This window comes from Pseudomonas sp. ANT_H4 (assembly GCF_008369295.1).
Classification (GTDB): Bacteria; Pseudomonadota; Gammaproteobacteria; order Pseudomonadales; family Pseudomonadaceae; genus Aquipseudomonas.
Map to the genome: position 1 here is coordinate 84,001 of NZ_VOBG01000008.1, position 24,724 is coordinate 108,724.

The 24,724-nt window shown below is 60.5% G+C and carries 21 protein-coding genes and 1 pseudogene; 14 read left to right on the forward strand and 8 right to left on the reverse strand.

Features of this window, described 5'->3' with window-relative positions:
* Nucleotides 1–55 precede the first annotated feature (55 nt).
* From FQ182_RS12625 to FQ182_RS12640, 4 genes are all read left to right on the forward strand, one after another.
* On the forward strand, nt 56–1,579 hold the full coding sequence (locus FQ182_RS12625; protein WP_149411948.1) for a fumarate hydratase: 1,524 nt from the start codon (nt 56–58) through the stop codon (nt 1,577–1,579).
* Between the two features lie 177 nt (nt 1,580–1,756).
* Nucleotides 1,757–3,523 (forward strand): ATP-binding protein, encoded by a 1,767-nt coding sequence (locus FQ182_RS12630; RefSeq protein ID WP_149411947.1) that lies wholly within the window; start codon nt 1,757–1,759, stop codon nt 3,521–3,523.
* On the forward strand, nt 3,517–4,851 hold the full coding sequence (locus tag FQ182_RS12635) for a sigma-54 dependent transcriptional regulator (RefSeq protein WP_149411946.1): 1,335 nt from the start codon (nt 3,517–3,519) through the stop codon (nt 4,849–4,851). Before FQ182_RS12630 ends, FQ182_RS12635 begins: the two co-directional genes overlap by 7 nt.
* A 167-nt stretch (nt 4,852–5,018) precedes the next feature.
* Nucleotides 5,019–6,338, forward strand: a complete 1,320-nt coding sequence (locus FQ182_RS12640) for an MFS transporter (RefSeq protein ID WP_149411945.1) — start codon at nt 5,019–5,021, stop codon at nt 6,336–6,338.
* 63 nt (nt 6,339–6,401) lie between these two features.
* Here the strand turns inward: FQ182_RS12640 and FQ182_RS12645 are convergent, their stop codons facing one another.
* Entirely contained in the window at nt 6,402–7,157 is a 756-nt protein-coding gene (locus tag FQ182_RS12645) for a hypothetical protein (protein ID WP_149411944.1), read from the reverse strand.
* A gap of 205 nt (nt 7,158–7,362) precedes the next feature.
* Here FQ182_RS12645 and FQ182_RS12650 point away from each other — a divergent pair, with 205 nt between their 5' ends.
* Complete coding sequence (locus tag FQ182_RS12650) at nt 7,363–7,986, forward strand: flavin reductase family protein (RefSeq protein WP_149411943.1); 624 nt, start codon at nt 7,363–7,365, stop codon at nt 7,984–7,986.
* Here FQ182_RS12650 and FQ182_RS12655 read toward each other — a convergent pair.
* Both FQ182_RS12655 and FQ182_RS12660 read right to left on the reverse strand, forming a co-directional pair.
* Entirely contained in the window at nt 7,983–8,258 is a 276-nt protein-coding gene (locus FQ182_RS12655) for a hypothetical protein (RefSeq protein WP_149411942.1), read from the reverse strand. The genes FQ182_RS12650 and FQ182_RS12655 overlap by 4 nt on opposite strands.
* A 9-nt stretch (nt 8,259–8,267) precedes the next feature.
* Nucleotides 8,268–8,609 (reverse strand): antibiotic biosynthesis monooxygenase family protein, encoded by a 342-nt coding sequence (locus FQ182_RS12660; protein ID WP_149411941.1) that lies wholly within the window; start codon nt 8,607–8,609, stop codon nt 8,268–8,270.
* Between the two features lie 338 nt (nt 8,610–8,947).
* Between FQ182_RS12660 and FQ182_RS12665 the strand changes: the two genes are divergently transcribed.
* Nucleotides 8,948–9,877: an AraC family transcriptional regulator gene (locus tag FQ182_RS12665; protein WP_149411940.1), complete on the forward strand. Its 930-nt coding sequence runs from the start codon at nt 8,948–8,950 to the stop codon at nt 9,875–9,877.
* Nucleotides 9,878–9,897: 20 nt separating this feature from the next.
* Here FQ182_RS12665 and FQ182_RS12670 read toward each other — a convergent pair whose 3' ends face one another.
* The 4 genes from FQ182_RS12670 to edd form a co-directional block, all read right to left on the reverse strand.
* Nucleotides 9,898–11,367, reverse strand: coding sequence for an ATP-binding protein (locus FQ182_RS12670; protein ID WP_149411939.1), 1,470 nt, complete (start codon nt 11,365–11,367; stop codon nt 9,898–9,900).
* A complete protein-coding gene (locus FQ182_RS12675; protein ID WP_149411938.1) occupies nt 11,357–12,085 on the reverse strand; it encodes a response regulator in 729 nt (242 codons plus the stop codon). Before FQ182_RS12675 ends, FQ182_RS12670 begins: the two co-directional genes overlap by 11 nt.
* A gap of 69 nt (nt 12,086–12,154) precedes the next feature.
* A complete protein-coding gene (locus tag FQ182_RS12680) occupies nt 12,155–13,111 on the reverse strand; it encodes a glucokinase (RefSeq protein ID WP_149411937.1) in 957 nt (318 codons plus the stop codon).
* On the reverse strand, nt 13,108–14,934 hold the full coding sequence (gene edd / locus FQ182_RS12685; protein ID WP_149411936.1) for a phosphogluconate dehydratase: 1,827 nt from the start codon (nt 14,932–14,934) through the stop codon (nt 13,108–13,110). The genes FQ182_RS12680 and edd overlap by 4 nt, the downstream gene beginning before the upstream one ends.
* A 222-nt stretch (nt 14,935–15,156) precedes the next feature.
* Between edd and gap the strand changes: the two genes are divergently transcribed.
* From gap to FQ182_RS30925, 8 genes and pseudogenes are all read left to right on the forward strand, one after another.
* Entirely contained in the window at nt 15,157–16,158 is a 1,002-nt protein-coding gene (gene gap, locus FQ182_RS12690) for a type I glyceraldehyde-3-phosphate dehydrogenase (RefSeq protein ID WP_149411935.1), read from the forward strand.
* 136 nt (nt 16,159–16,294) lie between these two features.
* Complete coding sequence (locus FQ182_RS12695; protein ID WP_149411934.1) at nt 16,295–16,813, forward strand: RNA polymerase sigma factor; 519 nt, start codon at nt 16,295–16,297, stop codon at nt 16,811–16,813.
* An 82-nt stretch (nt 16,814–16,895) separates the two neighbouring features.
* A complete protein-coding gene (locus FQ182_RS12700; RefSeq protein WP_149411933.1) occupies nt 16,896–17,864 on the forward strand; it encodes a FecR domain-containing protein in 969 nt (322 codons plus the stop codon).
* Between the two features lie 116 nt (nt 17,865–17,980).
* Nucleotides 17,981–20,566 (forward strand): TonB-dependent receptor, encoded by a 2,586-nt coding sequence (locus FQ182_RS12705; RefSeq protein WP_149411932.1) that lies wholly within the window; start codon nt 17,981–17,983, stop codon nt 20,564–20,566.
* A gap of 142 nt (nt 20,567–20,708) precedes the next feature.
* Complete coding sequence (locus FQ182_RS12710) at nt 20,709–21,317, forward strand: biliverdin-producing heme oxygenase (RefSeq protein WP_149411931.1); 609 nt, start codon at nt 20,709–20,711, stop codon at nt 21,315–21,317.
* A gap of 81 nt (nt 21,318–21,398) precedes the next feature.
* On the forward strand, nt 21,399–21,800 hold the full coding sequence (locus FQ182_RS12715) for a YbaN family protein (RefSeq protein ID WP_149411930.1): 402 nt from the start codon (nt 21,399–21,401) through the stop codon (nt 21,798–21,800).
* Nucleotides 21,801–22,216: 416 nt separating this feature from the next.
* Nucleotides 22,217–23,224, forward strand: a pseudogene (locus FQ182_RS30920) (HAMP domain-containing protein); the annotation flags it as partial.
* 102 nt (nt 23,225–23,326) lie between these two features.
* On the forward strand, nt 23,327–24,082 hold the full coding sequence (locus FQ182_RS30925) for a methyl-accepting chemotaxis protein (protein ID WP_371923882.1): 756 nt from the start codon (nt 23,327–23,329) through the stop codon (nt 24,080–24,082).
* On the opposite strand, the gene FQ182_RS12725 is transcribed toward FQ182_RS30925, so the two are convergent.
* Nucleotides 24,079–24,642: a nitroreductase family protein gene (locus FQ182_RS12725; RefSeq protein WP_149411928.1), complete on the reverse strand. Its 564-nt coding sequence runs from the start codon at nt 24,640–24,642 to the stop codon at nt 24,079–24,081. The genes FQ182_RS30925 and FQ182_RS12725 overlap by 4 nt on opposite strands.
* Nucleotides 24,643–24,724: the final 82 nt, after the last annotated feature.

Genomic DNA, 24,724 nt, shown 5'->3' on the forward strand with positions numbered 1-24,724 from the left:
ACCCCACTGAAGCCACCTTTATTGAATGTTCCCGTCTTATAGAGGAGCGCGACTCATGACCGTGATCAAGCAAGACGACCTGATTCAGAGCGTTGCCGACGCCCTGCAATTCATTTCCTACTACCACCCCGTTGATTTCATTCAGGCCATGCACGAAGCCTACCTGCGCGAAGAATCGCCAGCAGCCCGTGACTCCATGGCACAGATCCTGATCAACTCGCGTATGTGTGCCACTGGCCACCGCCCGATCTGCCAGGACACCGGCATCGTCACCGTGTTTGTACGCGTGGGCATGGATGTGCGCTGGGATGGCGCCACCATGGGCCTGGACGACATGATCAACGAAGGCGTACGTCGCGCCTACAACCTGCCAGAAAACGTCCTGCGGGCCTCAATCCTCGCCGACCCGGCAGGCGCGCGCAAAAATACCAAGGACAACACCCCTGCGGTGATTCACTACTCCATCGTCCCGGGTAACACCGTGGAAGTGGACGTGGCGGCCAAGGGCGGCGGTTCCGAAAACAAGTCGAAGATGGCCATGCTCAACCCGTCCGACTCCATCGTCGACTGGGTTCTGAAGACCGTTCCGACCATGGGCGCCGGCTGGTGCCCACCGGGCATGCTGGGTATCGGCATCGGCGGCACCGCCGAGAAAGCCGCGGTGATGGCCAAGGAAGTGTTGATGCAATCCATCGACATTCACGAGCTGAAAAAGCGCGGCCCATCCAGCCGTATCGAAGAGATGCGCCTGGAGCTGTTCGAGAAGGTCAACCAACTGGGCATCGGCGCCCAGGGCCTGGGTGGCCTGACCACCGTGCTCGACGTGAAGATCATGGACTACCCGACCCATGCGGCCTCGCTGCCGGTGTGCATGATCCCCAACTGCGCCGCCACCCGTCACGCCCACTTCGTGCTTGACGGTTCCGGCCCGGCTTCGCTGGAAGCGCCACCGCTGGATGCCTACCCGCAAATCGTCTGGGAAGCCGGCCCGTCGGCCCGTCGCGTCAACCTCGACACCCTGACCCCGCAAGACGTACAGAGCTGGAAACCGGGCGAAACCGTGCTGCTCAACGGCAAGATGCTCACCGGTCGCGACGCCGCGCACAAGCGCATGGTCGAGATGCTGAACAAGGGTGAAACCCTGCCGGTGGACCTCAAGGGTCGCTTTATCTACTACGTCGGCCCGGTTGATCCGGTACGCGATGAAGTGGTTGGGCCTGCCGGTCCGACCACGGCAACGCGGATGGACAAGTTCACTCGCCAGATCCTCGAACAAACCGGCTTGCTGGGCATGATCGGCAAATCCGAGCGCGGCCCGACCGCTATCGAAGCGATCAAGGACCACAAGGCCGTGTACCTGATGGCTGTGGGCGGCGCAGCTTATCTGGTGGCGCAAGCCATCAAGAAATCCCGCGTCGTGGCTTTCGCCGAACTGGGCATGGAAGCGATCTACGAGTTCGACGTCAAGGACATGCCGGTCACCGTTGCAGTGGACAGCAAGGGTGAATCGGTACACATCACCGGTCCTGCCATCTGGCAAAAAAGGATCAGTGAAAGCCTGGCGGTAGAAGTGCAGTAAGCATTTCACGGCAAGGATAAAGGCGACCGGGGCAGCATGGCCCGGTCGCCTTTTTTATGTCTCACACACGCCTCCGTGGTGAGGGGGCTCGCCACAAGTACAGACATTAGGGCTCGCCACAACAGCTTTGCTGCGCATGCTATGGTGCTCGCCCTTATTGCGCATGCTCATCTTCGTATGACCACGATCACCCGCCCATTGCGCTTGACCTTCTACTCCCTGCTGATCATCGCTGGCGCCGTGCTGGCTGCCGCCCTGGCCATACGCCACGCCGAACGCCAGGCCCTGGTGGATGACGCTGCCCGTGCCAATCAACAGCTGGCGTTGTATGCCAACTCCCTGCACACCCTGATCGAACGTTACCGCGCCCTGCCCGCCGTGCTGGCCCTGGACTCGGAAATGATCAGCGCCTTGAAAGGCCCGCTCGACGCCGCTACCCAAGACTTGCTCAACCGCAAGCTGGAACGCATCAACGGCGCCGCACAATCATCCACCCTGGAATTGATGGACCGCAACGGCCTGGCCGTGGCCGCCAGCAACTGGAACCTGCCCAGCAGTTATGTCGGGCACAACTACGCGTTTCGGCCATATTTCAGCCAGACCTTGAGCCAGGGCACCGGACGTTTTTATGCGGTAGGGGTCACCACCGGTATTCCGGGGTACTTCCTCTCCAGTGCGGTGCTGGATGAGAAAGAGCAGTTTCTCGGCGCCATGGTGGTGAAGCTGGAATTTCCGGAACTGGAACGCGAGTGGGCCCAAGGTAACGATCTGCTGCTGGTCAGCGATGCACGGGGCATTGTGTTTATCGCCAATCAACCAGGCTGGCGGTATCGCGCCTTGCGCCCGCTATCGGACAGCGACCACGCGGAACTCAAGGCCACTCGGCAATACGACAAAAAACAGCTGCTGCCCCTGGAGTATCAGGCGTTGCAGCGCTTCGACGACAACAGCCACCTGATGCGCATCGACGGCCCCGAGGGCAGTGCCAACTACCTGTGGGAATCCCTGCCGTTGAAGGCCGAAGGCTGGACCTTGCATCTGCTGCGCAAACCCCAGGTTGCCGCCGAGGACCAACGCAACGCCGGCCTTGCCGCCGCAGGTCTGTGGCTGGCGCTGGTGTTCCTGCTGCTGTTCCTGACTCAACGCTGGCGCCTGGCTCGCCTGCGCCAACGCAGCCGCGAAGAGCTTGAACAGTTGGTGCAAGAACGCACCCGCGACTTGCGCACTGCCCAGGATGGGCTGGTGCAGTCGGCCAAGCTGGCAGCTCTGGGGCAGATGTCCGCGGCCCTGGCCCATGAGATCAACCAGCCCTTGACGGCGCAGCGCATGCAACTGGCTACCTTGCGCCTCTTGCTGGATCACGGTCGCGTCGATGACGCTTACAAGGCACTGACCCCGCTGGACGACATGCTCACCCGCATGGCCGCGCTGACCGGCCATCTCAAGACCTTCGCCCGTAAAAGCCCTAGCGGTTTGCGCGAACGCCTGGACTTGGCGACTGTGGTGGATCAGTCCCTGCACTTGCTGGACACCCGTCTGCGGGACGAAGCCATCGGCACAGTGCTGGACCTGACCCGCCCGGCGTGGGTGCGCGGCGATGCAATTCGCCTGGAACAGGTGCTGATCAACCTGCTGCGCAACGCCCTCGATGCCATGGCCGACAAACCGCGCAAGCGTCTGGAAATCCGCCTGCACGCCGATCAACAATTGTGGCACCTGACTGTCACCGACAGCGGCGGCGGGATTGCCGAAGAAAACCTCAACAGCGTATTCGACCCCTTTTTCACCACCAAACCCGTGGGTGACGGGCTCGGCCTCGGGCTGGCGGTGTCGTACGCTATCGTCCACGAACTCGGTGGCCGCCTGAGCGCCGCCAACCAGGGCGACGGCGCGGTATTTACCCTGACCCTGCCCATCGCCCTGGAGACCCCGGACCTATGCTGAACGCAGTGATTGTGGTGGATGACGAGGCCAGTATCCGCACGGCCGTGGAACAGTGGCTGAGCCTGTCGGGGTTCGAGGTGCAATTGTTCAGCCGTGCCGATGACTGCCTGGCACAATTGCCCAGGGATTTCCCTGGGGTGATCCTCAGCGATGTGCGCATGCCTGGGCTCAGCGGCCTGGAGTTGCTGGCCGAGGTGCAACGCCGTGATGCCGACCTGCCGGTGATCCTGCTCACCGGCCACGGTGATGTGCCGATGGCCGTGGAAGCCATGCGCGACGGCGCCTACGATTTCCTGGAGAAACCCTTCAGCCCCGAGGCGCTGCTCAGCAGCCTGCGCCGAGCCCTGGACAAGCGCGGATTGGTCCTGGAAAACCGGCGCCTGCATCAACAGGCCGATCACCGCGCCAAGTTGGAATCGAGCCTGTTGGGCGTGTCCCGAGGCTTACAGAATCTACGTCGACAAGTGCTGGACCTGGCAACCTTGCCGGTCAATGTGCTGATCCGTGGCGAGACCGGCAGTGGCAAGGAACTGGTCGCCCGTTGCCTGCATGATTTCGGGCCACGGGCGAAGAAGCCATTTGTGGCACTGAACTGTGCGGCGATTCCCGAGCAACTGTTCGAGGCCGAGTTGTTTGGCCACGAGAGTGGCGCCTTTACCGGCGCCCAGGGCAAGCGCATCGGCAAGCTAGAATTCGCCAACGGCGGCACCCTGTTTCTCGATGAGATCGAAAGCATGCCCCTGGCCCAGCAAGTAAAACTGCTGCGGGTGTTACAGGAGCAGAAGCTGGAACGCCTGGGCTCCAACCAGAGTATCAAGGTGGACCTGCGCATCATTGCCGCCACCAAGCCGGACCTGCTGGACGAAGCCCGCGCCGGGCGCTTTCGCGAGGATTTGGCTTATCGGCTGAACGTCGCGCAGTTGCGCCTGCCGCCGTTGCGTGAGCGCCGGGAAGATATCCCGCTGCTGTTCGAACACTTCGCCCAGAACGCCGCCGAACGCCTGGGCCGCAGCTTTGCACCACTGAGCGGGCCGCAACTGGGCCATCTGCTCAGCCATGACTGGCCGGGCAATGTGCGGGAGCTGGCCAACGTCGCCGAGCGCCGGGTGCTAGGGCTGGGTGAACCGGAGCCGGAAGGCATCGAGGCCGGGCAATCGTTGGCGGCGCAGCAAGAGGCGTTTGAAGCCCATTGCCTGAAAGCCGCGCTGACTCGGCACAAAGGCGATATCAAAGCCGTGCTGGCAGAACTCCAACTGCCACGGCGCACGCTGAATGAAAAGATGCAGCGGCATGGGTTGGCGCGGGAGAGGTTCTTGAAAGATGAGTGAGCGGATTTTCGCTCATAGCCAGTTATTCATAAGCGACTTTCCGCTCAATAAAATCCTGCAACCCTTCTAGGTCGGGCCTTCAGCTGTTTGGCACAACTCCTGCTATAGCCCCGACCAGGCGGCGCTTGTGCGCGCTCCACAAAAACAATTAGATGAAGGATCCTTCAATGGATAACTCCAACTCCCTGCCTCTGGGGTCGGCGGCTGCGCCGGCAAAAGAACGCACCACTTCCAGCCGGATCAAATCGATCTTCAGCGGCTCGGTCGGCAACATGGTCGAGTGGTACGACTGGTACGTCTACGCCGCCTTCTCTCTGTACTTCGCCAAAGCCTTCTTCCCCAAAGGCGACACCACCGCCCAACTGCTCAACACCGCCGCGATCTTCGCCGTGGGCTTCCTGATGCGCCCGATCGGTGGTTGGCTGATGGGCCTGTACGCCGACCGCAAGGGCCGCAAAGCTGCGCTGATGGCCTCGGTACTGCTGATGTGCTTCGGCTCGCTGATCATCGCCCTGACTCCCGGTTATGAAACCATTGGTGTCGGCGCACCGATCCTGCTGGTCTTCGCCCGCCTGCTTCAAGGCTTGTCGGTCGGTGGCGAATACGGCACCTCGGCCACTTACCTGAGTGAGATGGCAACCAAGGAACGTCGCGGCTTCTTCTCCAGCTTCCAGTACGTGACCCTGATCTCCGGCCAGCTCATCGCCCTCGGCGTGCTGATCGTGCTGCAACAGACCCTGACCACCGAACAACTGTACGACTGGGGCTGGCGTATCCCGTTCGTCATCGGCGCCCTGTGCGCAGTGGTCGCGCTGTACCTGCGTCGCGGCATGGAAGAAACCGAGTCGTTCACCAAGAAAGAGAAGTCCAAGGAAAGCGCCATGCGCACCTTGATGCGCCACCCCAAGGAACTGATGACCGTGGTCGGTCTGACCATGGGCGGCACTCTGGCGTTCTACACCTACACCACCTACATGCAGAAATACCTGGTGAACACCGTCGGCATGAGCATCTCCGACTCCACCACCATCTCGGCGGCGACGCTGTTTCTGTTCATGTGCCTGCAACCCATCGTCGGCGGGCTGTCGGACAAGGTCGGGCGGCGGCCGATCCTGATTGCCTTTGGTATCCTCGGTACATTGTTCACCGTGCCGATCCTCACCACCCTGCACACCGTCCAGAGCTGGTGGGGTGCGTTCTTCCTGATCATGGCGGCGCTGATCATCGTCAGCGGCTACACCTCGATCAACGCGGTGGTCAAAGCCGAGCTGTTCCCTACCGAAATCCGCGCCCTGGGCGTTGGCCTGCCGTACGCGCTGACCGTGTCGATCTTCGGCGGTACCGCTGAGTACATCGCGCTGTGGTTCAAGAGCATCGGCATGGAAACCGGTTACTACTGGTACGTGACCGCGTGTATTGCGGTGTCGCTGATCGTCTATGTGACCATGAAGGACACTCGCAAGCATTCGCGAATTACCACCGACTAAGGGTTCGTTCGCTGTAAAAAAAGGGGTCGTGTCAGTGGATGACACGGCCCCTTTTTCATACCCTCAGGACAACCCTGCAACCTCTTGCCGCCCATATCGACGCTGCGCATACGAAGCCCCGACAATCATCACCACCAGCACCGCCGCCAACACCGCCGACGAGCCGATGGTGCCAAAGTCCAGGCCGCCCTTTTCAAGGGGTTTGGTCAGGAAGTCGCCCAGGGTCGCGCCGAATGGTCGGGTCAGCACAAACGCCACCCAGAACAACAGCACCGACGATATTTTTGTGAAGTACTTGAGCAGCACCACTACCGCGATCGTCGAACCAATCAGCAAGGCACCACCGGCAAACCCAAGCCCCGAGTCGTCCGCCAGGAAATCACCCAACGCCGTACCCAAGGTGTTGGAAAACAGAATCGCCATCCAGTAGAACAGTTCGCCGCGAGAGGTCTGGACCTTGTTCACGTTCAGCGAATCACCGCTCAAATGCCACAGGGCGAAGATAATCATCAACAAGACAATCAGGATCATTGAGCCGGATGCATAGCCCAGCCCCAGCGTGCGGTCCATAAAATCGGACATGGTGGTGCCGGCCGTGCTGGTAGACAGAATCACGATCCAGTACAGCACCGGGTTATAGGTTTTCGACCAAAGTTGCGTCACCAGGGTGACCAGGAACACGCTAATCAGGATCATCGAACTGATGGCGTAGCCGACATTCAAGGTCATCGACAGCAAGTCCCCGGCGGTTTCGCCCAGGGTCGTGGCGCAGATTTTCATGACCCAGAACGCCAGGGTGATCTGAGGAAGTTTGTTCATTGTATGGAAGGCTCCGAGGCTCAGTCTTTCAAGTGGCCAACTTATAAGGGGTGTCGACCTGGAGCGCAGACTGAACGGGGAGCTGTGAAAAATAGGTGGGCTACGAATGAAAATTCCATACACCGACAACCTCGACTGTGGAAATCCGTCGCGTCGGGTTGCACTATGATGCCCTTCCCAGAACCACCCAGCAGGAACCCCGGCCATGCCTGACGACATCCATTTCTACGAACCCGCCAACGGCCACGGCCTGCCTCATGACCCGTTCAATGCCATCGTCGGCCCACGACCGATTGGCTGGATTTCGTCCCAAGACAGCGAAGGTCGCCTGAACCTGGCGCCCTATAGTTTCTTCAACGCCTTCAACTACATTCCGCCGATCATTGGTTTTTCCAGTGTCGGGCGCAAAGACAGCCTGAACAACATCGAGCAGACCGGCGAATTCGTGTGGAACCTGGCCACGCGGCCGCTGGCCGAGCAGATGAACCAGAGTTGCGCGGCTGTTTCACCCGAGGTCAACGAGTTTGAATTGGCCGGGCTGACGCCGGTAGCCTCGAAAGTGATCGCCGTGCCCCGCGTGGGTGAGAGCCCGGTGTCCTTTGAATGCAAGGTGACGCAGATCATTCAGCTGCAACGAGCGGATAAGGGCCTGGTGCCAAGCTGGCTAGTGCTCGGCGAAGTGGTCGCGGTGCATATCGCCAAGTGGCTGCTCAAGGATGGGGTGTACGACACCGCCGCCGCCGAGCCTATTCTGCGCGGCGGCGGGCCGGCGGATTACTTTCAGTTGGGGCCTGAGGCCTTGTTCAAAATGTACCGACCCAAGGTTTAGGAAGCTGTTGCCCAGGTCAACTGACCTTCTTCGTCGACGTCGATCAACCGCTCCAGTTGCTGGGCGGCAGCGTCGTCGGCGTCATCGGCGGTCTTGAACTTCTGCCCTTCGAGGATAGTGTGAAAGCGCGGCGCGCCCATGCCATCCAGGGCCTTGACGGCGACGGCAGCGCTGTAGCCACCCTCTCCCGGTACTACGGCGGAAACGGCTTCGTGGTGGGCAAACTCTTTACGTGCCATGTTGCAGGTCCTGGCCAATGGAAAGTCGGCCATTCTAGACGTTCAGCCAGCCAGTTGCAGATATTCGCCGTAGGCGCTGGCGGTGCAGGTGTCGATGAAGGTCTGGAAGTCCATGCTGCGAACCACCCCGTCATTCAATAACTCGGTGAAGATCATCAGCGCTGGTGAGTTGAAGTAGGCGCTCATCGCCTGCTCGCTGCTCCAGAAGCCAGAGATCAACCACACATCTGGCTCCGACAGGGAATGCTGCAACGAGAATTGCAGGCAACCCTGAGCCTGGCGGCCTGGTTCGATCAAACTGTTCAAGCGTGCACCCAGTTCGGTGCTGCACCCGGTGCGGGCGCGGATAAAGGCCATATGGCTCGCGGGAATGGGGGTGGACATGTTCAACTCTCCCGTTGAGAAGTGATGCTCGGCAAGCACTGTGAGGGCGTGTTGCCACAGGATCAAAGATAACGGCGCTGTCCTACAGGCGGTTAGTCGATTCCTGCTGGCTTATTGCACAATCCTGCGAGATGCGTAGAGGTAACGATCAGGCCACGGATTTTATGCCCGGCATGAGCACCTTGTTTCACGTGAACTACGCAATGGTTAAGGCCGCCCAACTTGCCTGATTCACAATTTATCGCAGGATCAGGCAAGGATTGTGCAGAATCGGCGTAACACTGCTTTGAAAGCGCCTTTAAGCTGTGCCCATCGTCAAAGCGCCAAGAGGTTGCCCCATGTCGTCGTCAGAACACCGTCCTGCCCCCCTCGATCCCGACATGGAAAAGCAGCGCGCGGAACTGGCCGATATCGTTCTGCGCCACACCTGCGAAGACGGCTCCTACGCCACCGCTATCCACTCATTCGTGCTCAATCGGCACAACTCGCCCCGCGACTTCATGCCGGTGCTGGCCCAACCAGCGCTGTGTATCCTGGCCCACGGCAGCAAGGAAGTGCGCCTGGCGGATGAGACCTTCACTTATGACCCGCTCAATTACCTGGTGTTTTCGGTGTCGATGCCGGTGTCCGGGCGCATCATTGACGCCTCGCCGGAAAACCCCAACCTGTCCCTTCGACTGGACATCGACCCGGCGCAAATCACCGCCTTGATCGCCGAAGCCGGCCCGATGGGCGTACCCTCTCGCCCCGCTGCCCGCGGCATGTATGTCGACCGTCTCGACAGCCAACTGCTGGATGCTGTACTGCGCTTGACCCGTTTGCTCGACTCACCGAAAGACATCGCCATGCTGGCGCCGCTGATCAACCGCGAGATTCTCTATCGCCTGCTGCGTAGCCCGCACGGCTATCGGCTGTATGAAATTGCCGTGGCCAACAGTCAGAGCCATCGGGTCAGCCAAGCTATCCAATGGCTGAACGGCAACTACGAACAACCGCTGCGTATCGATGACCTGGCCAGGGAAGTGAACCTCAGCGTCTCGACCTTGCACCACCGCTTCAAGGCGATGACGGCCATGAGCCCGCTGCAATATCAGAAGCAACTGCGTTTGCAGGAAGCCCGGCGTTTGATGATTGCCGAGGGCCTGGAAGCCTCGGCAGCGGGCTATCGAGTGGGCTATGAAAGCCCGTCGCAATTCAGCCGCGAGTACAGCCGCCTGTTTGGCGCGCCGCCGTTGCGGGATCTGGCGCGGTTGCGCTTGAGCGTCTGACCCTGCCCTGCAACAAGATATCAGTCCAGGCTACGGGGCAACTGCAAGGTCACGCGCAAGCCACCTTCGCGCAGGTTCTGCAAACTTACTTCGCCGCCATGGCTGTGAGCGATATTGCGGGCTATGCCCAGCCCCAAACCATAGCCCTGCTGCTGCCCGGCGAGGCGAAAGTGCGGTTCGAAGACTTGCTCCAGGCGCTGTTCGGGCACGCCGGGGCCTTCGTCATCGACATGCAGAATGAACTCCGCGCCATCGTCCTCGATGTACAGGTGGGCGTTCTGCCCGTACTTCAAGGCGTTGTCGATCAGGTTACCGATGCAGCGCTTGAGCGCCAGCGGCTTGCCCGGATAGGCCGCCAGCGCCCGGCCATGCTGGGTCACCCGACCGTTGCCGTTGGGCGCCAGGTAAGGTTCCACCAGGCAGTCGAGCACATGATTGAGGTCCACCGGCTCGATGTTTTCGTGGATGTCGGTGTCCTTGACGCATTGCAGCGCGCCCTTGACCAGTAACTCCAGTTCATCCAGGTCGCGACCGAACTTGGCTTGCAGCTTTTCGTCTTCCAGCAGCTCCACCCGCAAGCGCAGGCGGGTGATGGGCGTGCGCAAGTCGTGGGAAATGGCGCTGAACAACTGGCTGCGCTCGGTGAGGTAGCGGCTGATGCGTTCACGCATGGCGTTGAAGGCGCGCCCCACTTCCACCACTTCGCTGCCGCCACCTTCGGCCACAGGTTCCACATCGGCGCCCAGGGACATGTCCCGCGCCGCCCGCGCCAGGCGCTTGAGCGGCCGGCTTTGCCAATGCACCAGTAAACCGATGAACAGCAACAGGAAACTACTGGTCAGTACGATAAACCACACTTGCTGGGACGGCAGGCCTTGCTCTTCGAGGCTGGTGTAGGGCTCGGGTAACAGCGAGGCGATGTACAACCATTCACCTTGGGCCAGTTGGATCTGGGTCACCAGCACCGGCGGGTTGACCGGTTCCAGCGTCAGCGCGTAATGGGCCCAGGAGCGTGGCAATTCATCCAGTTTCAAACCGGCGTTGAAGATGCGCAGGTCCTCGGCGCTGACAAATTCCACCGAGATATGCACGTCGCTGCCCAGGGTCTGGCGCAGCACTTCTTGCACGGCACCCAACACCGCCAGTTTGCGCGGGGTTTGCGGCAGCAGCGCCATGTCCAGGGGCTTGTCATTGAGGGTCACCACAAAACGGGTGCCGCCCATGCTGCGCAACTGGTCCAGCACCAACGGACGGTAAGCCACCGGCAGGGAACGGAAATAGCTGACGCTGGCGGTCATCGAATGGGCCAGGCTGCGGGCGCTAGTAACCAGGCCTTCGAGCTGGGTGGCGCGCAGTTGCGAGACCCAGATCACGCTCGACAGCGCCTGGGCAAACAGCACCGCCAGCAAGGTCAGCAGCAGCATGCGACCCAAAAGCGAACGCGGTACCGGAATGCGCCGACGCAGGTCGGTCAGTCGCTCAATGGGCATTGCCGGCAACCACACACGCCGCCAGTTGGTAACCGCTACCGCGTACGGTGCGGATCAGCCGTGGAGGTTTTTCAGTGTCTCGTAGCCGTTGGCGCAGGCGGCTGACGGCCATGTCGACAATCCGGTCCAAAGGCATCAGGTCGCGCCCACGGGTTGCGTTGCCGATGGTGTCGCGATCAAGGATTTGCTGGGGATGATCGAGAAATAGTTTGAGCAGGGCAAAATCGGCGCCGGAGAGGATCACCTCTTCGCCATCCAGGTGAAATAGCCGGTGGCTAATCATGTCCAGCCGCCATTCATCGAACACCCGCACGTCGCCGCCGCGTTCTTGGCCAAACTGACAACGGCGCAACAGGGCTTTGATACGCGCCTGCAACTCACGAGGGCTGAAAGGCTTGCCGATGTAATCGTCGGCGCCCAGCTCCAGGCCGATCACCCGGTCAGCTTCGTCAGAGCTGGCAGTGAGCATGATGATGGGCACCTGCGCCTGGCGCGGGTGCTGGCGAATCCAGCGGCAGAGGCTGAAGCCATCTTCGTCCGGCAGCATCACGTCGAGAATCACTAGATCGCACGGGGCCTCGTTCATCGCCTGACGAAACCCTGCGCCATCGGGCACGCCTCGCACCTGGAAACCGGCGCGACTGAGGTAGGTTTGCAGCAACTCGCGAATTTCCTCGTCGTCGTCGACGAGGAGAATGGATTTACTGATTACGCTCATGGGGTCGTCCTTATTGTTTTGGATGGGACGGGTTTGATAATTCGTTGTTCTTGCGGGCCTCATCGCGGGCTATGTAAATGCCTGCTCCAACGCAACTCCAGCACCGGTCAACCCGGAATACGGCGCGGTCACCAGCCATACCGGAATGCCTTTGAAGTAGTCGCTCATACAGCCTTTGTCGCCAAAACTCTTGGCGAAACCACTGTTGATAAAGAAGTCGGCAAACCGCGGGATCACTCCACCGACGATGTACACCCCGCCACGTCCACCGGTGGTCAGCACGTTATTACCGGCCACACGCCCCAGCCAGATACTGAACTGGTCCAGCACTTCCAGGGCAATCGGATCACCCGCAAGGCCAGCGGCAGTAATGGCCTCGGGAGTTTCCAGGACAGCCTCGTGACCATCCACCGCACAGATCGCCCGGTACAAACGCGGCAACCCGCCACCGCTCAATACGGTTTCAGCGCTGACATGGCCGATCTCGCTGTAGATGTGTTGCCACAGCTGGGTTTCCCGTGGGCTGCTCAAAGGCAGGTCAACATGACCGCCCTCCCCCGGCAACGCCGCCCAACGGCCGGCACCCAAGTCCAGCAAAGTGCCAACACCCAGCCCAGTACCCGGCCCGATCACCACCGCCGGGCGCAATGGCTCGGGCGTGCCTTCGCAGACCACACGAAATTCATTGGGCTGCAAACGGGTCATGCCCAAAGCCATGGCCGAGAAATCATTGACCAGCAGCAGTTCGTCCACCTGCAAGGTTTTGCAGAAGGCTGTTTTGCTCAGGCGCCAATGATTGTTGGTAAATTTAAATTCATCACCGCTCACCGGCCCCGCCACCGACAGGCAGACCGCGCCGATGGAGCCAAGCTCCAGGCCTTCCTCCTTGAGGTAAACCTTGATGGCTTCCTCGGGACTGGCGTGATCCGCCGTGGCATGCACACGGATCGAACGCAGTTCCTGATCTCGCCACAACGCAAAACGGGCGTTGGTACCACCGATATCACCGACCAGGGCCAGTTTCACTTGAGTGTCTCCAGGGCAGAAGTAAAGGCGCTGGCGCCCTGCTCTGCGGAGCTTGCGGCCAGGCGCATAAATGCAAACAGCTCGCGGCCTGCGCCCACGTTGTTACCCAAGAGGCCCGTGGCAGGCGCGCGCGCTGCAAATTCTTCGGCGTCCACCTTAAGTTCCAGGGTGCCTTTGACGCCATCGACGCGAATAATATCGCCATCTTTTACCCGCGCCAGCGCACCACCACGCTGAGCCTCAGGGCTGACATGAATCGCGGCAGGGATCTTACCCGAGGCGCCGGACATCCGCCCATCGGTGACCAACGCCACCTTGAAGCCGCGATCCTGCAGCACGCCGAGGAACGGCGTCATCTTGTGCAACTCCGGCATGCCATTGGAGCGCGGGCCCTGGAAGCGCATCACCGCAACAAAGTCCTTCTCCAACTGACCGGCCTTGAACGCATCGGCCAAGTCCTGTTGATCCTGGAACACCACGGCCGGCGCTTCGACGATTTGATGTTCGAGGGCCACGGCGGAGACTTTCATCACGCCACGGCCGAGGTTGCCTTCCATCACCCGCAAGCCGCCTTCCGGAGAGAATGCACGGGCCACGGGGCGCAGGATGGTTTCGTCGAGGCTTTCGATGGGCCCCTCGCGCCAGACCAGTTCGCCGTCCACCAGGAACGGTTCCTGGGTGTAACGGCTCAGGCCAAAACCTGCGACGGTGTTGACGTCTTCGTGGAGCAGACCAGCTTCCAGCAGCTCGCGGATCAGGAACGACATGCCACCCGCCGCCTGGAAGTGGTTGATGTCAGCTTTGCCGTTCGGATAAACGTGGGACAGGGTCGGCACCACTTCGGAGAGGTCGGCCATGTCCTGCCAAGTCAACAGAATGCCCGCCGACATGGCGATAGCCGGCATGTGCAGAGTGTGGTTGGTGGAGCCGCCAGTGGCGTTGAGGGCGACGATGGAGTTGACCAGGGATTTTTCGTCGACGATTTCGCCAATCGGCATGAACGCGCCGTTTTGCTTGGTCAGGCGTGTGACCTGGTGCGCGGCTTCGCGGGTCAGGGCGTCACGCAGCGGCGTGTACGGGTTGACGAAGGACGCGCCCGGCAAGTGCAGGCCCATGACTTCCATCAGCAATTGGTTGGTGTTGGCGGTGCCGTAGAAAGTGCAGGTGCCGGGGCTGTGGTAGGACTTCATCTCCGATTCCAGCAGCTCTTCGCGGGAGGCCTTGCCTTCGGCGTAGCGCTGGCGCACGTCGGCCTTCTGTTTGTTGGAAATCCCCGATGGCATCGGCCCGCCCGGGACGAAGATCATCGGCAGGTGGCCGTAGCGCAGGGCGCCCATCATCAGGCCGGGAACGATCTTGTCGCAGATCCCCAGCATCAGCGCAGCGTCGAACATATTGTGGGACAGCGCTACCGCCGTGGACATGGCAATCACTTCGCGGCTCAGCAGGCTCAGCTCCATGCCGGGCTCGCCCTGGGTCACGCCGTCGCACATGGCGGGCGTGCCGCCAGCGAACTGACCGACGGAACCGATCTCGCGAAGGGCCTTCTTGATTTGCTCGGGGAAGTGTTCGTACGGCTGGTGGGCCGAGAGCATGTCGTTATATGACGAAACTATTGCCACGTTGGCGGCGTTCATCATCCGCAGGTTGTTCTTGTCTTCGGTACCGCAACCGGCCACGCCGTGGGCAAAGTTGGCGCATTGCAGCTTGCCACGCATCGGACCGTCGCTGGCAGCGCCGCGAATGAGCGCAAGGTAAGCCTCACGGGTTGCACGGCTACGGGCGATAAGCCGTTCGGTGACCTCAAGTACGCGGGGATGCATGTGTAGAACTCCAGGCTAACGGATGTGGCGACCTGAGTGCCTATGCTGGTCAAAAGCCCGCCGCGAAGAGCTTGGCAGGGTGTTACTTGACCAATCGGACCAGTTGATTCAGGTCACTCGTTGTTGAATGAACAAAATATTGCCACTAAAAAGGCTTGTTTTCTATTTTTATGCGAATAATCTTGTAATTCTTACAACAAATCGACGACAGGCGCTTTTCAAATGACTCTTAGAATCGCAATCAATGGTTTTGGCCGTATCGGCCGTAACGTCCTGCGCGCACTTTATACCCAAGGCTATCGTCAGGATTTGCAGATCGTCGCCATCAACGATCTGGGTGACAGCTCAATCAATGCTCACCTGCTTAAGTACGACACCGTCCACGGCACTTTCGATGCAGAGGTCTCTCACGATCAGGAAAGCCTGACCGTCAATGGCGACCGGATTGCCGTCAGTGCCATTCGCAACCCGGCCGACCTGCCGTGGGCCGCCGAGAAAGTCGACGTAGTATTCGAATGCACCGGTATGTTCACCGACCGCGCCAAGGCCGCCGCCCATATTACCGCTGGCGCGCGCAAGGTGATCATCTCGTCCCCGGCCAAGGGCGCTGATGCCACCGTAGTCTACGGTGTGAACCACGATATCCTGCGTCAATCCCACCAGATCATCTCCAACGCGTCCTGCACCACCAACTGCCTGGCACCGGTGGCCCAGGTGCTGCACCGTGAGCTGGGCATCGAAAGCGGCTTGATGACCACCATCCACGCCTACACCAACGACCAGAACCTGACCGACGTCTACCACACCGACCCGTACCGCGCCCGTTCGGCCACGCAGAACATGATCCCGAGCAAGACCGGTGCGGCCGAAGCCGTGGGCCTGGTGCTGCCGGAACTGGCGGGCAAGCTGACTGGCATGGCCGTGCGAGTGCCGGTAATCAACGTGTCGCTGGTGGACCTGACCGTGCAGCTCAAGCGCGAAGCGTCGGCAGATGAGGTCAACGCCCTGCTCAAGGAAGCCAGCCAGCATTCGAAAGTCCTCGGTTACAACACCCTGCCGCTGGTTTCCAGTGACTTCAACCATAACCCGTTATCGTCGATCTTCGACGCCAACCACACCAAATCCAGCGGAAAGTTGCTTAAAGTGCTGGCCTGGTACGACAACGAATGGGGCTTCTCCAATCGCATGTTGGATAACTGCCTGGCGCTCTGCAACGCCGAATAACCCGCAATCTGTTAGAGGGGCTGTTGTGGCGAGGGGGTTTGCTCCCTCGCCACAATGATCTGCGACACACTCTGCTACTTGCCATTTTCGTTGATGATAAGCATTATCATTCGCCGAAAATCGGTCTGGTATCACTGTGAGTCAATCTCGCTTCAATCAAGTCTTCCTCAGCCAGCGGGTGATTCTGCTGCGCACCTTGCAGCGGATGGTGAATAACCACAGCACCGCCGAGGACCTGCTGCAGGAAACCTACCTGCGCGTCACTCGGGCTCTTAGCGAGAGACCGATCGATCACCTCGAACCGTTCGTCTTCCAGACTGCGCGCAACCTGGCGCTGGATCACCTGCGCTCACGTCGGGTCCAGGCCCGAACGCTGCAGGAAGGTGTCTCGATGAAGATCCTGCAAAGCGTCGCCTCCCCTCTCAGCACACCTGAAGATGCAACCCACGCCGAACAATTGCTGGAGCACCTGAGCGTCAGCCTCGGCCAGTTGAGCGCCCGCCAGCAGCAGATTTTCATCCTCAGTCGCCTGCACGGTTGCAGCTATCAGGAGATCGCCGACCAGCTCGAAGTGTCCTTGAGCACCGTGCAAAAGGAACTGAAATTGATCATGGCGATCTGTGTGGGTGTGGCTGAACGGCTCGATCGCCCTTAAGCTTTGTCAGGACAAGCCGACAGACTTGTCGCTCTACTATGTAAGACATTGAATAAAACGTGGCGAAGACCCGAGGAACACCGTGACGGACCCGAAAAAACTGCGTCCCCATGAGCTGGCTCATGAGGTGTTGCAAGATACGGCCATGGACCAAGCCCTCGACTGGCTGATTGCGTTGCAGTGCCCACAGCCTGGCCAGCAGGCCGAGTTCCAGACGTGGCTGGCCGCCGACCCGGCCCACATTGCGGCCTTCGCCAAAGCACAGGCGGCCTGGGGTGGTGCGCCGGTGCACAGCGCCGCCGTGGCCCTTAATTCGCCACGTAAGCCCAGCGCCTGGCGCCGCATAAAACCTCACTGGAAACCCTTGGCCACCGCCGCCGTATTGCTGTTGGGGCTGTTCAACTTCAGCAATCTGCCGGTGCGCCTGCAAGCGGACCACCTGACCGTGGTCGGCGAGCGCCAGCGCCTGCAACTCCATGACGGTTCCAAGGTGTTGCTCAATACCAACTCGGCCTTCTCCAGCACCATCAATGACCATCAGCGCATTGCCCGCCTGTATCAAGGCGAAGCGTTTTTCGAAGTAGTTGCCAGCCGTGGCGCGCCCCTGGAAATAGACGCCGGCCCGGTGCGCGCCAGCGTGAACGACACCGCGTTCGCCGTGCGTTACCTGAACGGCGAGGCCCAGATCCAGGTCCAGCGTGGGGATGTCGACCTGAGTAGCACGTCTGGCAACGCCCGGGTCCGCCTGAGCGCCGGTGAAAGCATCCGCATCGGCCCCAAGGGCTTCGGTCAACCGGCCAGGCTCGATGCCGATAAGGAACTGGCCTGGGTCCAGGGCCGGCTGATCTTCGAAAACTGCCCGATGAGCGAGGTTCTAGCGGAGCTGCGACGCTATTACCCCGGCTTGATCATCAACAACAATGACAAACTCGCCAGCGTCGCTGTCACCGGCAACTACCGCCTGGACCAGCCACTGGACGTAGTACGCTCCCTGGCCCATATCACTTCGGCCAAGCTCTCGGAATTCCCGGCGTTGGTCATTCTCAACTGAGGCCAATTATTTTTACTCGATAGTCATCCGTGGTACGTCTCGTCATAGTCAATGCAACTGATTCGCATTTGTGTCAGTTCGCAACTATAAGATTCGTCTCTTGCGGAGCGCTTTCGATGTCTTCTCGTTTCAACCGGTCCTCTTCTCCCGCCCGTCGCCACGGCCTGTCCTTGCTGACCGCTGCCATCCTGCTGGCAGGCAGCCAGGTTGCCCCGGTCATGGCCGCCACCAGCGACGAGCCTGCCAGGCACAGCAACGCCAACTACAGCTTCAGCATCGAGCAGCAATCCCTGGTGTCGGCGCTAAACGCCTTTACCTCCGTGACCGGCTGGCAAATCGGCCTGCCCGCCGAATTGGGCGCGGGGGTTTCCTCCCCAGGCGCACGCGGGGCGTTGACGCCGGAAAAAGCCCTGGACCGGCTGTTGGTGGGGACCAACCTGAGCTACCGAAAACTGGGCAATAACAACATCGTCCTGGAAAAGCGCGCGGCGGGTAGCGCAATCACCCTGCAACAAATGACCATCAGCGCCACCCGCCAGGAACAGGAAGTGAGCACCGTTCCCAGCACCGTCAGCGTGCACAATCGCCAGGAACTGGACCGCCAGAACGTCAATAACATCCGCGACCTGGTGCGTTACGAGCCAGGCGTTTCGGTCGGCGGCGCCGGTACCCGCTCCGGCAACGCTGGCTACAACATTCGCGGCATTGACGGCGACCGCATCCTGACCCAGGTCGACGGTGTTGAAGTCCCGGACAACTTCTTCAACGGCCCGTACGCCAAGACCCGCCGCAACTACGTCGACCCGGAAATCGTCAAACGCGTGGAAATCCTTCGCGGCCCGGCATCGGTGCTGTACGGCAGCAGCGCCATCGGCGGCGCGGTGAGCTATTTCACCCTCGACCCCGACGACATCATCAAGCCCGGCCAGGATTTCGGCGCTCGCCTGAAGACCGGCTACAGCTCCGCCGACGAAAGCTGGCTGACTTCCGGCACCATTGCCGGCCGCGTCCAGGACTTCGACGGTTTGCTGCATTTGAGCCAGCGCAACGGCCACGAAACCGAATCCTACGATGGCAACAACGCCACTGGCCTGGAGCGCACCGGTGCCAACCCGGAAGATGCCCGCACCACCAACGTGCTGGCCAAACTGGGCTGGAACTATGCCGAAGATTCCCGCCTGGGGCTGACCTACGAGAAGTACAAGGACGATCGAGACATCAATCAGAAAAGTGTGGTGGGCGGACCATTCAACACGGGGCGCCCAACCAACTACTACCGCGCCCGCTCAGGCAACGACACCATCACCCGTGAGCGTTTCGGCCTGGAAAACAGCTTTGCCCTCGACTCGCCGATTGCCGATCATGTGAAGACAAGCCTCAATTACCAGATCGCCAAGACGGATCAGACCACCGCAGAAATCTACCAGACGTCCCGTCGCGTGTTGCGCACTCGCGAGACGCTCTACGAAGAAAAACAGTGGGTGTTCGACGCTCAGTTGGACAAGGCGTTCAACATCGGCGAAACCAACCACCTGCTGACCTACGGCACTACACTCAAGCAGCAAAAAGTTACCGGCTCGCGGGCCGGCGAAGCTAGCTGCCTGGCGGTCGGCGGTGGCTGCACGGCCATCGGTGCACCGAGCCCGATACCCGCCGACAGCGTGGTCAAGGCCAGCGATTTCCCCGACCCAACCATCAACAGCTACAGCGTGTTCGCCCAGGACCAGGTCAGTTGGAACGACTGGACCTTCCTGCCTGGCGTGCGCTACGACTATGTACAACTCAAGCCCAAGCTGACCGAGGAGTTTCTCAACACCGTCGACCCACAAAGGATCGACGAGCACAGCGACAAGGCAAAAACCTGGCATCGCGTCTCGCCCAAGTTCGGCCTGACCTATGCCCTGACCGAGCAATACACCTGGTTCGGCCAGTACGCCGAAGGTTTTCGCACTCCGTCGGCCAAGGCCTTGTACGGACGTTTTGAAAACCTCGCTGAAAATTACATCGTCGAACCCAATTCGGGCCTCAAGCCGGAAACCAGCAAAAGCTATGAAACCGGGATTCGCGGCAACTTTGAGTCCGGGAATTTCGACGTGGCAGTGTTCTACAACAAGTACCGCGACTTCATCAACGAAGACGCCTCTGTTGCAGGCAGCACGATCGAAGCGTTCCAGGCCAACAACATCAAGCACGCCACCATCAAGGGCGTGGAAGTCAAAGGTCGCCTGAGCCTCGATGCGTTTGGCGCGCCGCAAGGCTTGTACACCAAGGGCTCGATTGCCTACGCCCACGGCCGCAACAACGACACCGGCGAGCCGCTCAACAGCGTCAACCCGCTCAAGGGCGTGTTTGGCCTGGGTTACGACCAGGACACCTACGGTGCGCTGGTCAGTTGGACCCTGGTGAAAAAGCAGGATCGCGTCGACAGCAAAACCTTCTTCTCCCCCGACGGCAACAAGGCCAACGGCCCGTTCAAGACTCCAGGCTTCGGCATCGTGGACCTGACTGGTTTCTACAAAGTCACCGATGAGGTGACCATCAACGGCGGCCTGTACAACCTGACCGACAAGAAATACTGGAACTGGGATGACGTGCGCAGCTACGACAGCGTCGGCGAAGCCGGCGTGACCTCCCCTGCCAGCCTGGACCGCCTGACTCAACCAGGCCGCCACTTTGCGATCAACTTGATCTGGGATATCTGATACGTGGCGCCTCACCCCTGCAGTTTTATCACTGCCAGGGTGAGGATTTTTTACTGTAACGCGTCTTCTTGTTCGTCTAGTTCATAACAGCCTGGCATTTTCTATTGCGCAGCAAGGCGCTTCCTCCCCTCAAGGACACCCCATGACCGCTTCCCCTACCACCGAACGCCCAAGCCTGCGCTCCCAACGCCTGAACCAGATCACCCACTCGCCGCATACCAAGCTCGACGCCCTGGTCAAGGCCCATGCGCCATTTGAAACCCAGGCCAACTTCGCCCGTTTCGTGGTCGCGCAGTATCTGTTCCAGTCGGAACTGGTGGCGCTGTATAACGACGCAGAGTTGATCAAAATCGTCCCGGACCTGGCCGAACGCTGCCGCGCCGACGCCGCCAAGCTGGACCTGGCCGACCTGGAAACCGAAGTCCCGGCCCCGGTGGCTGGCGCTGTAAAAAACCCGAGCAAGGCACAAGCCCTGGGTTGGCTGTTCGTCTCCGAAGGCTCCAAGCTGGGCGCGGCGTTCCTGATCAAGCGTGCCGTCGGCCTGGGCCTGAGCGAAACCTTTGGTGCCCGTCACTTGGGCGAACCGGCCGGTGGTCGTGCCGAAGGCTGGAAGAGCTTCACCCGCACCCTCGACGCACTGGAGTTCACCCCCGAAGAGGAAGCCGACGTGGAAAAAGGCGCGATTGACGCGTTTGTGCGCTTCACCGTGCTGCTGGAGCAGGCATACGCTACCACCGCAGAATTAGTCTGATTCCCTTGTAGGGGCAGCCGGTCGACGCTCGATTGCTCGCTCCTACATAACGAACCTTTCCTCCATACAAACCCCACCCAAATGACCGGCAAAACCCAATCCTCCTCAAAAATCGCCCGTGTGCTGTTCGGCCTGCTGGCCTACGTCAGCCTGGGGATAGGCCTGATCGCCATCGTCGTGCCAGGGCTGCCCACCACCGAATTCATCCTGCTGGCCGCCTGGGCCGCCACCAAAAGCTCGCCGCGCCTGAGCGCCTGGCTGGAAAACCACCGATTGTTCGGGCCGATTCTGTTCAACTGGCGCAACGGCAAGATCATCGCCCGCCGGGCCAAGGTCAGCGCCACCGTAAGCATGTTGCTGTGCGCAGGCTTGATGCTGGTGATGCTCGACCACGGCTGGCCGATCTACCTGGCGATTGCCGGGATGAGCCTGGGCAATCTGTGGATCTGGTCGCGGCCGGAACGCCTGCTGCAAACCTCCTAACAAATCATCTACCACTCATCGCCTCCCCCTCATGAATTATCCACCTGCGCCGATGTTCCGGGCATAGCGCCGAATGGACTTGGCACCTTGAGTCAGCCACAGACTCTGCTTGCATTCCAATAAGTCCATACGCGAGTAATCCTATGTTCGACACGCTCTCCATCCGCTTGAAAATCGTGCTGTTGTCTGGTCTCTGTCTGCTGGGAGTGATCGCACTGATCGTCGGTATGAACATTTACCAAACCAACCAGAACGATGAGTTGACCAGTGCGTCCAGTTCGCGAATGCTCACCGCCAGCGTGGAAAACCTGCTGCAGGCCAAGGCCGCCGAACAAGCGGCGCAAGTGCAAAAAACCTTTGGCGAAAACCTGCTGGTGGTCACCGCCCTCGCCGATCAGGTCAAGGACTTGCGCAACATGGCAGTCAAGCGCGCCCTGGAGCCTTCGATCCTGCGTGAAGAACTCAACCAGAGCCTGAAGACTGCCTTCGAACGCAACACCAAAGTGCTGGGTATCTGGCTGTCCTTCGAACCCAATGCTCTGGATGGCAAGGACAGTGAATTCATCAATGACGCCGTCCGTGCCTCCAACGAAGCCGGGCGTTTCTCCAGCTACTGGAGCCGCGCCGGCGGTGAAAGCGAAAACACGGTAATGGTCGAGGAAGACCTGACCAAGACCACCCTCAACCTCAGCGGTACGCCCTACAACATCTGGTACACCTGCCCACGGGATAACAAGCGCACTTGCCTGTTGGACCCGTATGAAGACACCGTGGCCGGCAAGTCAATGCTGATGACCACCATCTCCCTGCCCCTGTTGGTGGACGGCAAGGTAATCGGCGTGATCGGTATCGACATCGCCCTCAATGCCCTGCAATCCGCAGCCGACGCATCGCAACGCGAGTTGTTCGACGGTGCCGGGCACATGCAGATTGTTTCCGGCAACGGCCTGTTGGCCGGCTACAGCGGCCAGGCGGACAAGGTCGGCAAGAATATCGGCGATCTCCTCGGTACCGAGGGCAAGGACATCGTGCAATTGCTGGCCAATGACAACCGCAAGATCCTTGAACAAGGCGAATTGATCCGCTCGGTTTACCCGGTCAAACCGATTGCCAACGCCAAATCCTGGGGCGTGATCATCGATCTGCCCAAGCAGGTGCTGCTGGCCGACTCGGTAAAACTGCAAGCGGTACTCGACGAGGCCCAGGCCAGCGGCACCCTCAAAGCCTTGTTGGTAGGCGCCGCTGCTGGCCTGCTCGGCTTGTTGCTGATCTGGCTGACCGCTACCGGCGTAACGCGGCCGATCAACAGCGTCGCGGTCATGCTTAAGGAAATTGCCAGCGGCGACGGCGACCTCACCCAGCGCCTGGCTTATGCCAAGAAAGATGAACTGGGGGAATTGGTCAGCTGGTTCAACCGTTTCCTCGACAAGCTGCAACCGACCATCGCCCAGATCAAGCAGAGCATCACCGAAGCCCGCGGCACCGCCGACCAGTCTTCGGAAATTGCCCGCCAGACCAGCGAAGGCATGCAGGTGCAGTTCCGCGAAATCGACCAGGTGGCCACCGCTTCCAACGAGATGAGCGCCACCGCCCACGACGTTGCTAACAGCGCGTCCAGTGCCGCCAATGCCGCACGCGGTGCCGACCAGTCGGCGCGCGAAGGCATGCAGATCATCGAACGCAGCACCCGCGACATCACCACCCTGGCCGAGGAAGTCAGCAAGGCCGTGACCGAAGTCGAAGCCCTGGCGGTCAACAGTGAGCAGATCGGTTCAGTGCTGGAAGTGATCCGCAGCATCGCCGAACAAACCAACCTGCTGGCCTTGAACGCAGCGATTGAAGCGGCGCGAGCCGGGGAAAGCGGTCGTGGCTTTGCGGTGGTGGCCGATGAAGTACGCAACCTGGCCAAGCGCACCCAGGACTCAGTGGAGGAAATTCGCCTGGTGATCGAGCGTATCCAGAGTGGCACCCGTGGCGTGGTAGCAACCATGCATTCGAGCCAGAGCCAGGCGCAGAACAACGCCGGGCAGATCCATCAAGCGGTGCAGGCCCTGGGCAAGATCAGCGATGCCGTGACGGTGATCAGCGACATGAACCTGCAAATCGCCAGCGCCGCCGAGCAGCAGAGCGCCGTGGCCGAAGAGGTCAATCGCAACGTCTCGGCGATCCGCACCGTAACCGAAACCCTCACCGGCCAGGCCACGGAGTCGGCGGCCATCAGCAGCCAACTCAATGCCCTGGCCAATCAGCAAATGAAGCTGATGGACCAGTTTCGGGTTTAAGCCCCGGTCCAGGCGCTGACAAACTGCGCAAGGTCTTCTTTTGGCGCCGTGCGCGGCGGGTTTTGCGAGGTGCCCAGGTAGAGGAAGCCGATGACTTCCTCGCCTTCGCCCAATCCCAAACCTTTAGCCACGTGGGCCGAGTAGGACAGCTCACCGGTGCGCCACACCGCGCCAATCCCCTGGGCATAGGCCGCCAGCAGAATCCCATGGGCAGCACAGGCCGCAGCCAAACGTTGCTCGGACTTGGGCACATTGAAGTGCTCCTGCAAGCGAGCAATCACCACCACTACCAGCGGCGCACGCAGCGGGCCGGCCTGGGCCTTGTCGACAAAGGCCTGGGGCGCTTCGGGGTCTTGCAGGCGCGCGGCTTGAGCCAGCAGCGTGCCCATTTGCTCACGGGCCGGGCCTTCCACGGTCAGAAATCGCCAAGGCCGCAGTTGGCCGTGATCCGGCGCACGCATGGCCGCCGCGAACAGTACTTCGCGCTGCTCGGCGGTGGGGGCCGGTTCCAGCAGTCGCGGCACGGAAACACGGTTGAGCAAAGCGTCGAGAGCCTGCATTGGCCACCTCCAGAGAAAAATGTGCGGTCATTCTAGCGGGAATGAATCGGATACCACCAAACGATAATTGCTCTTATTCAAT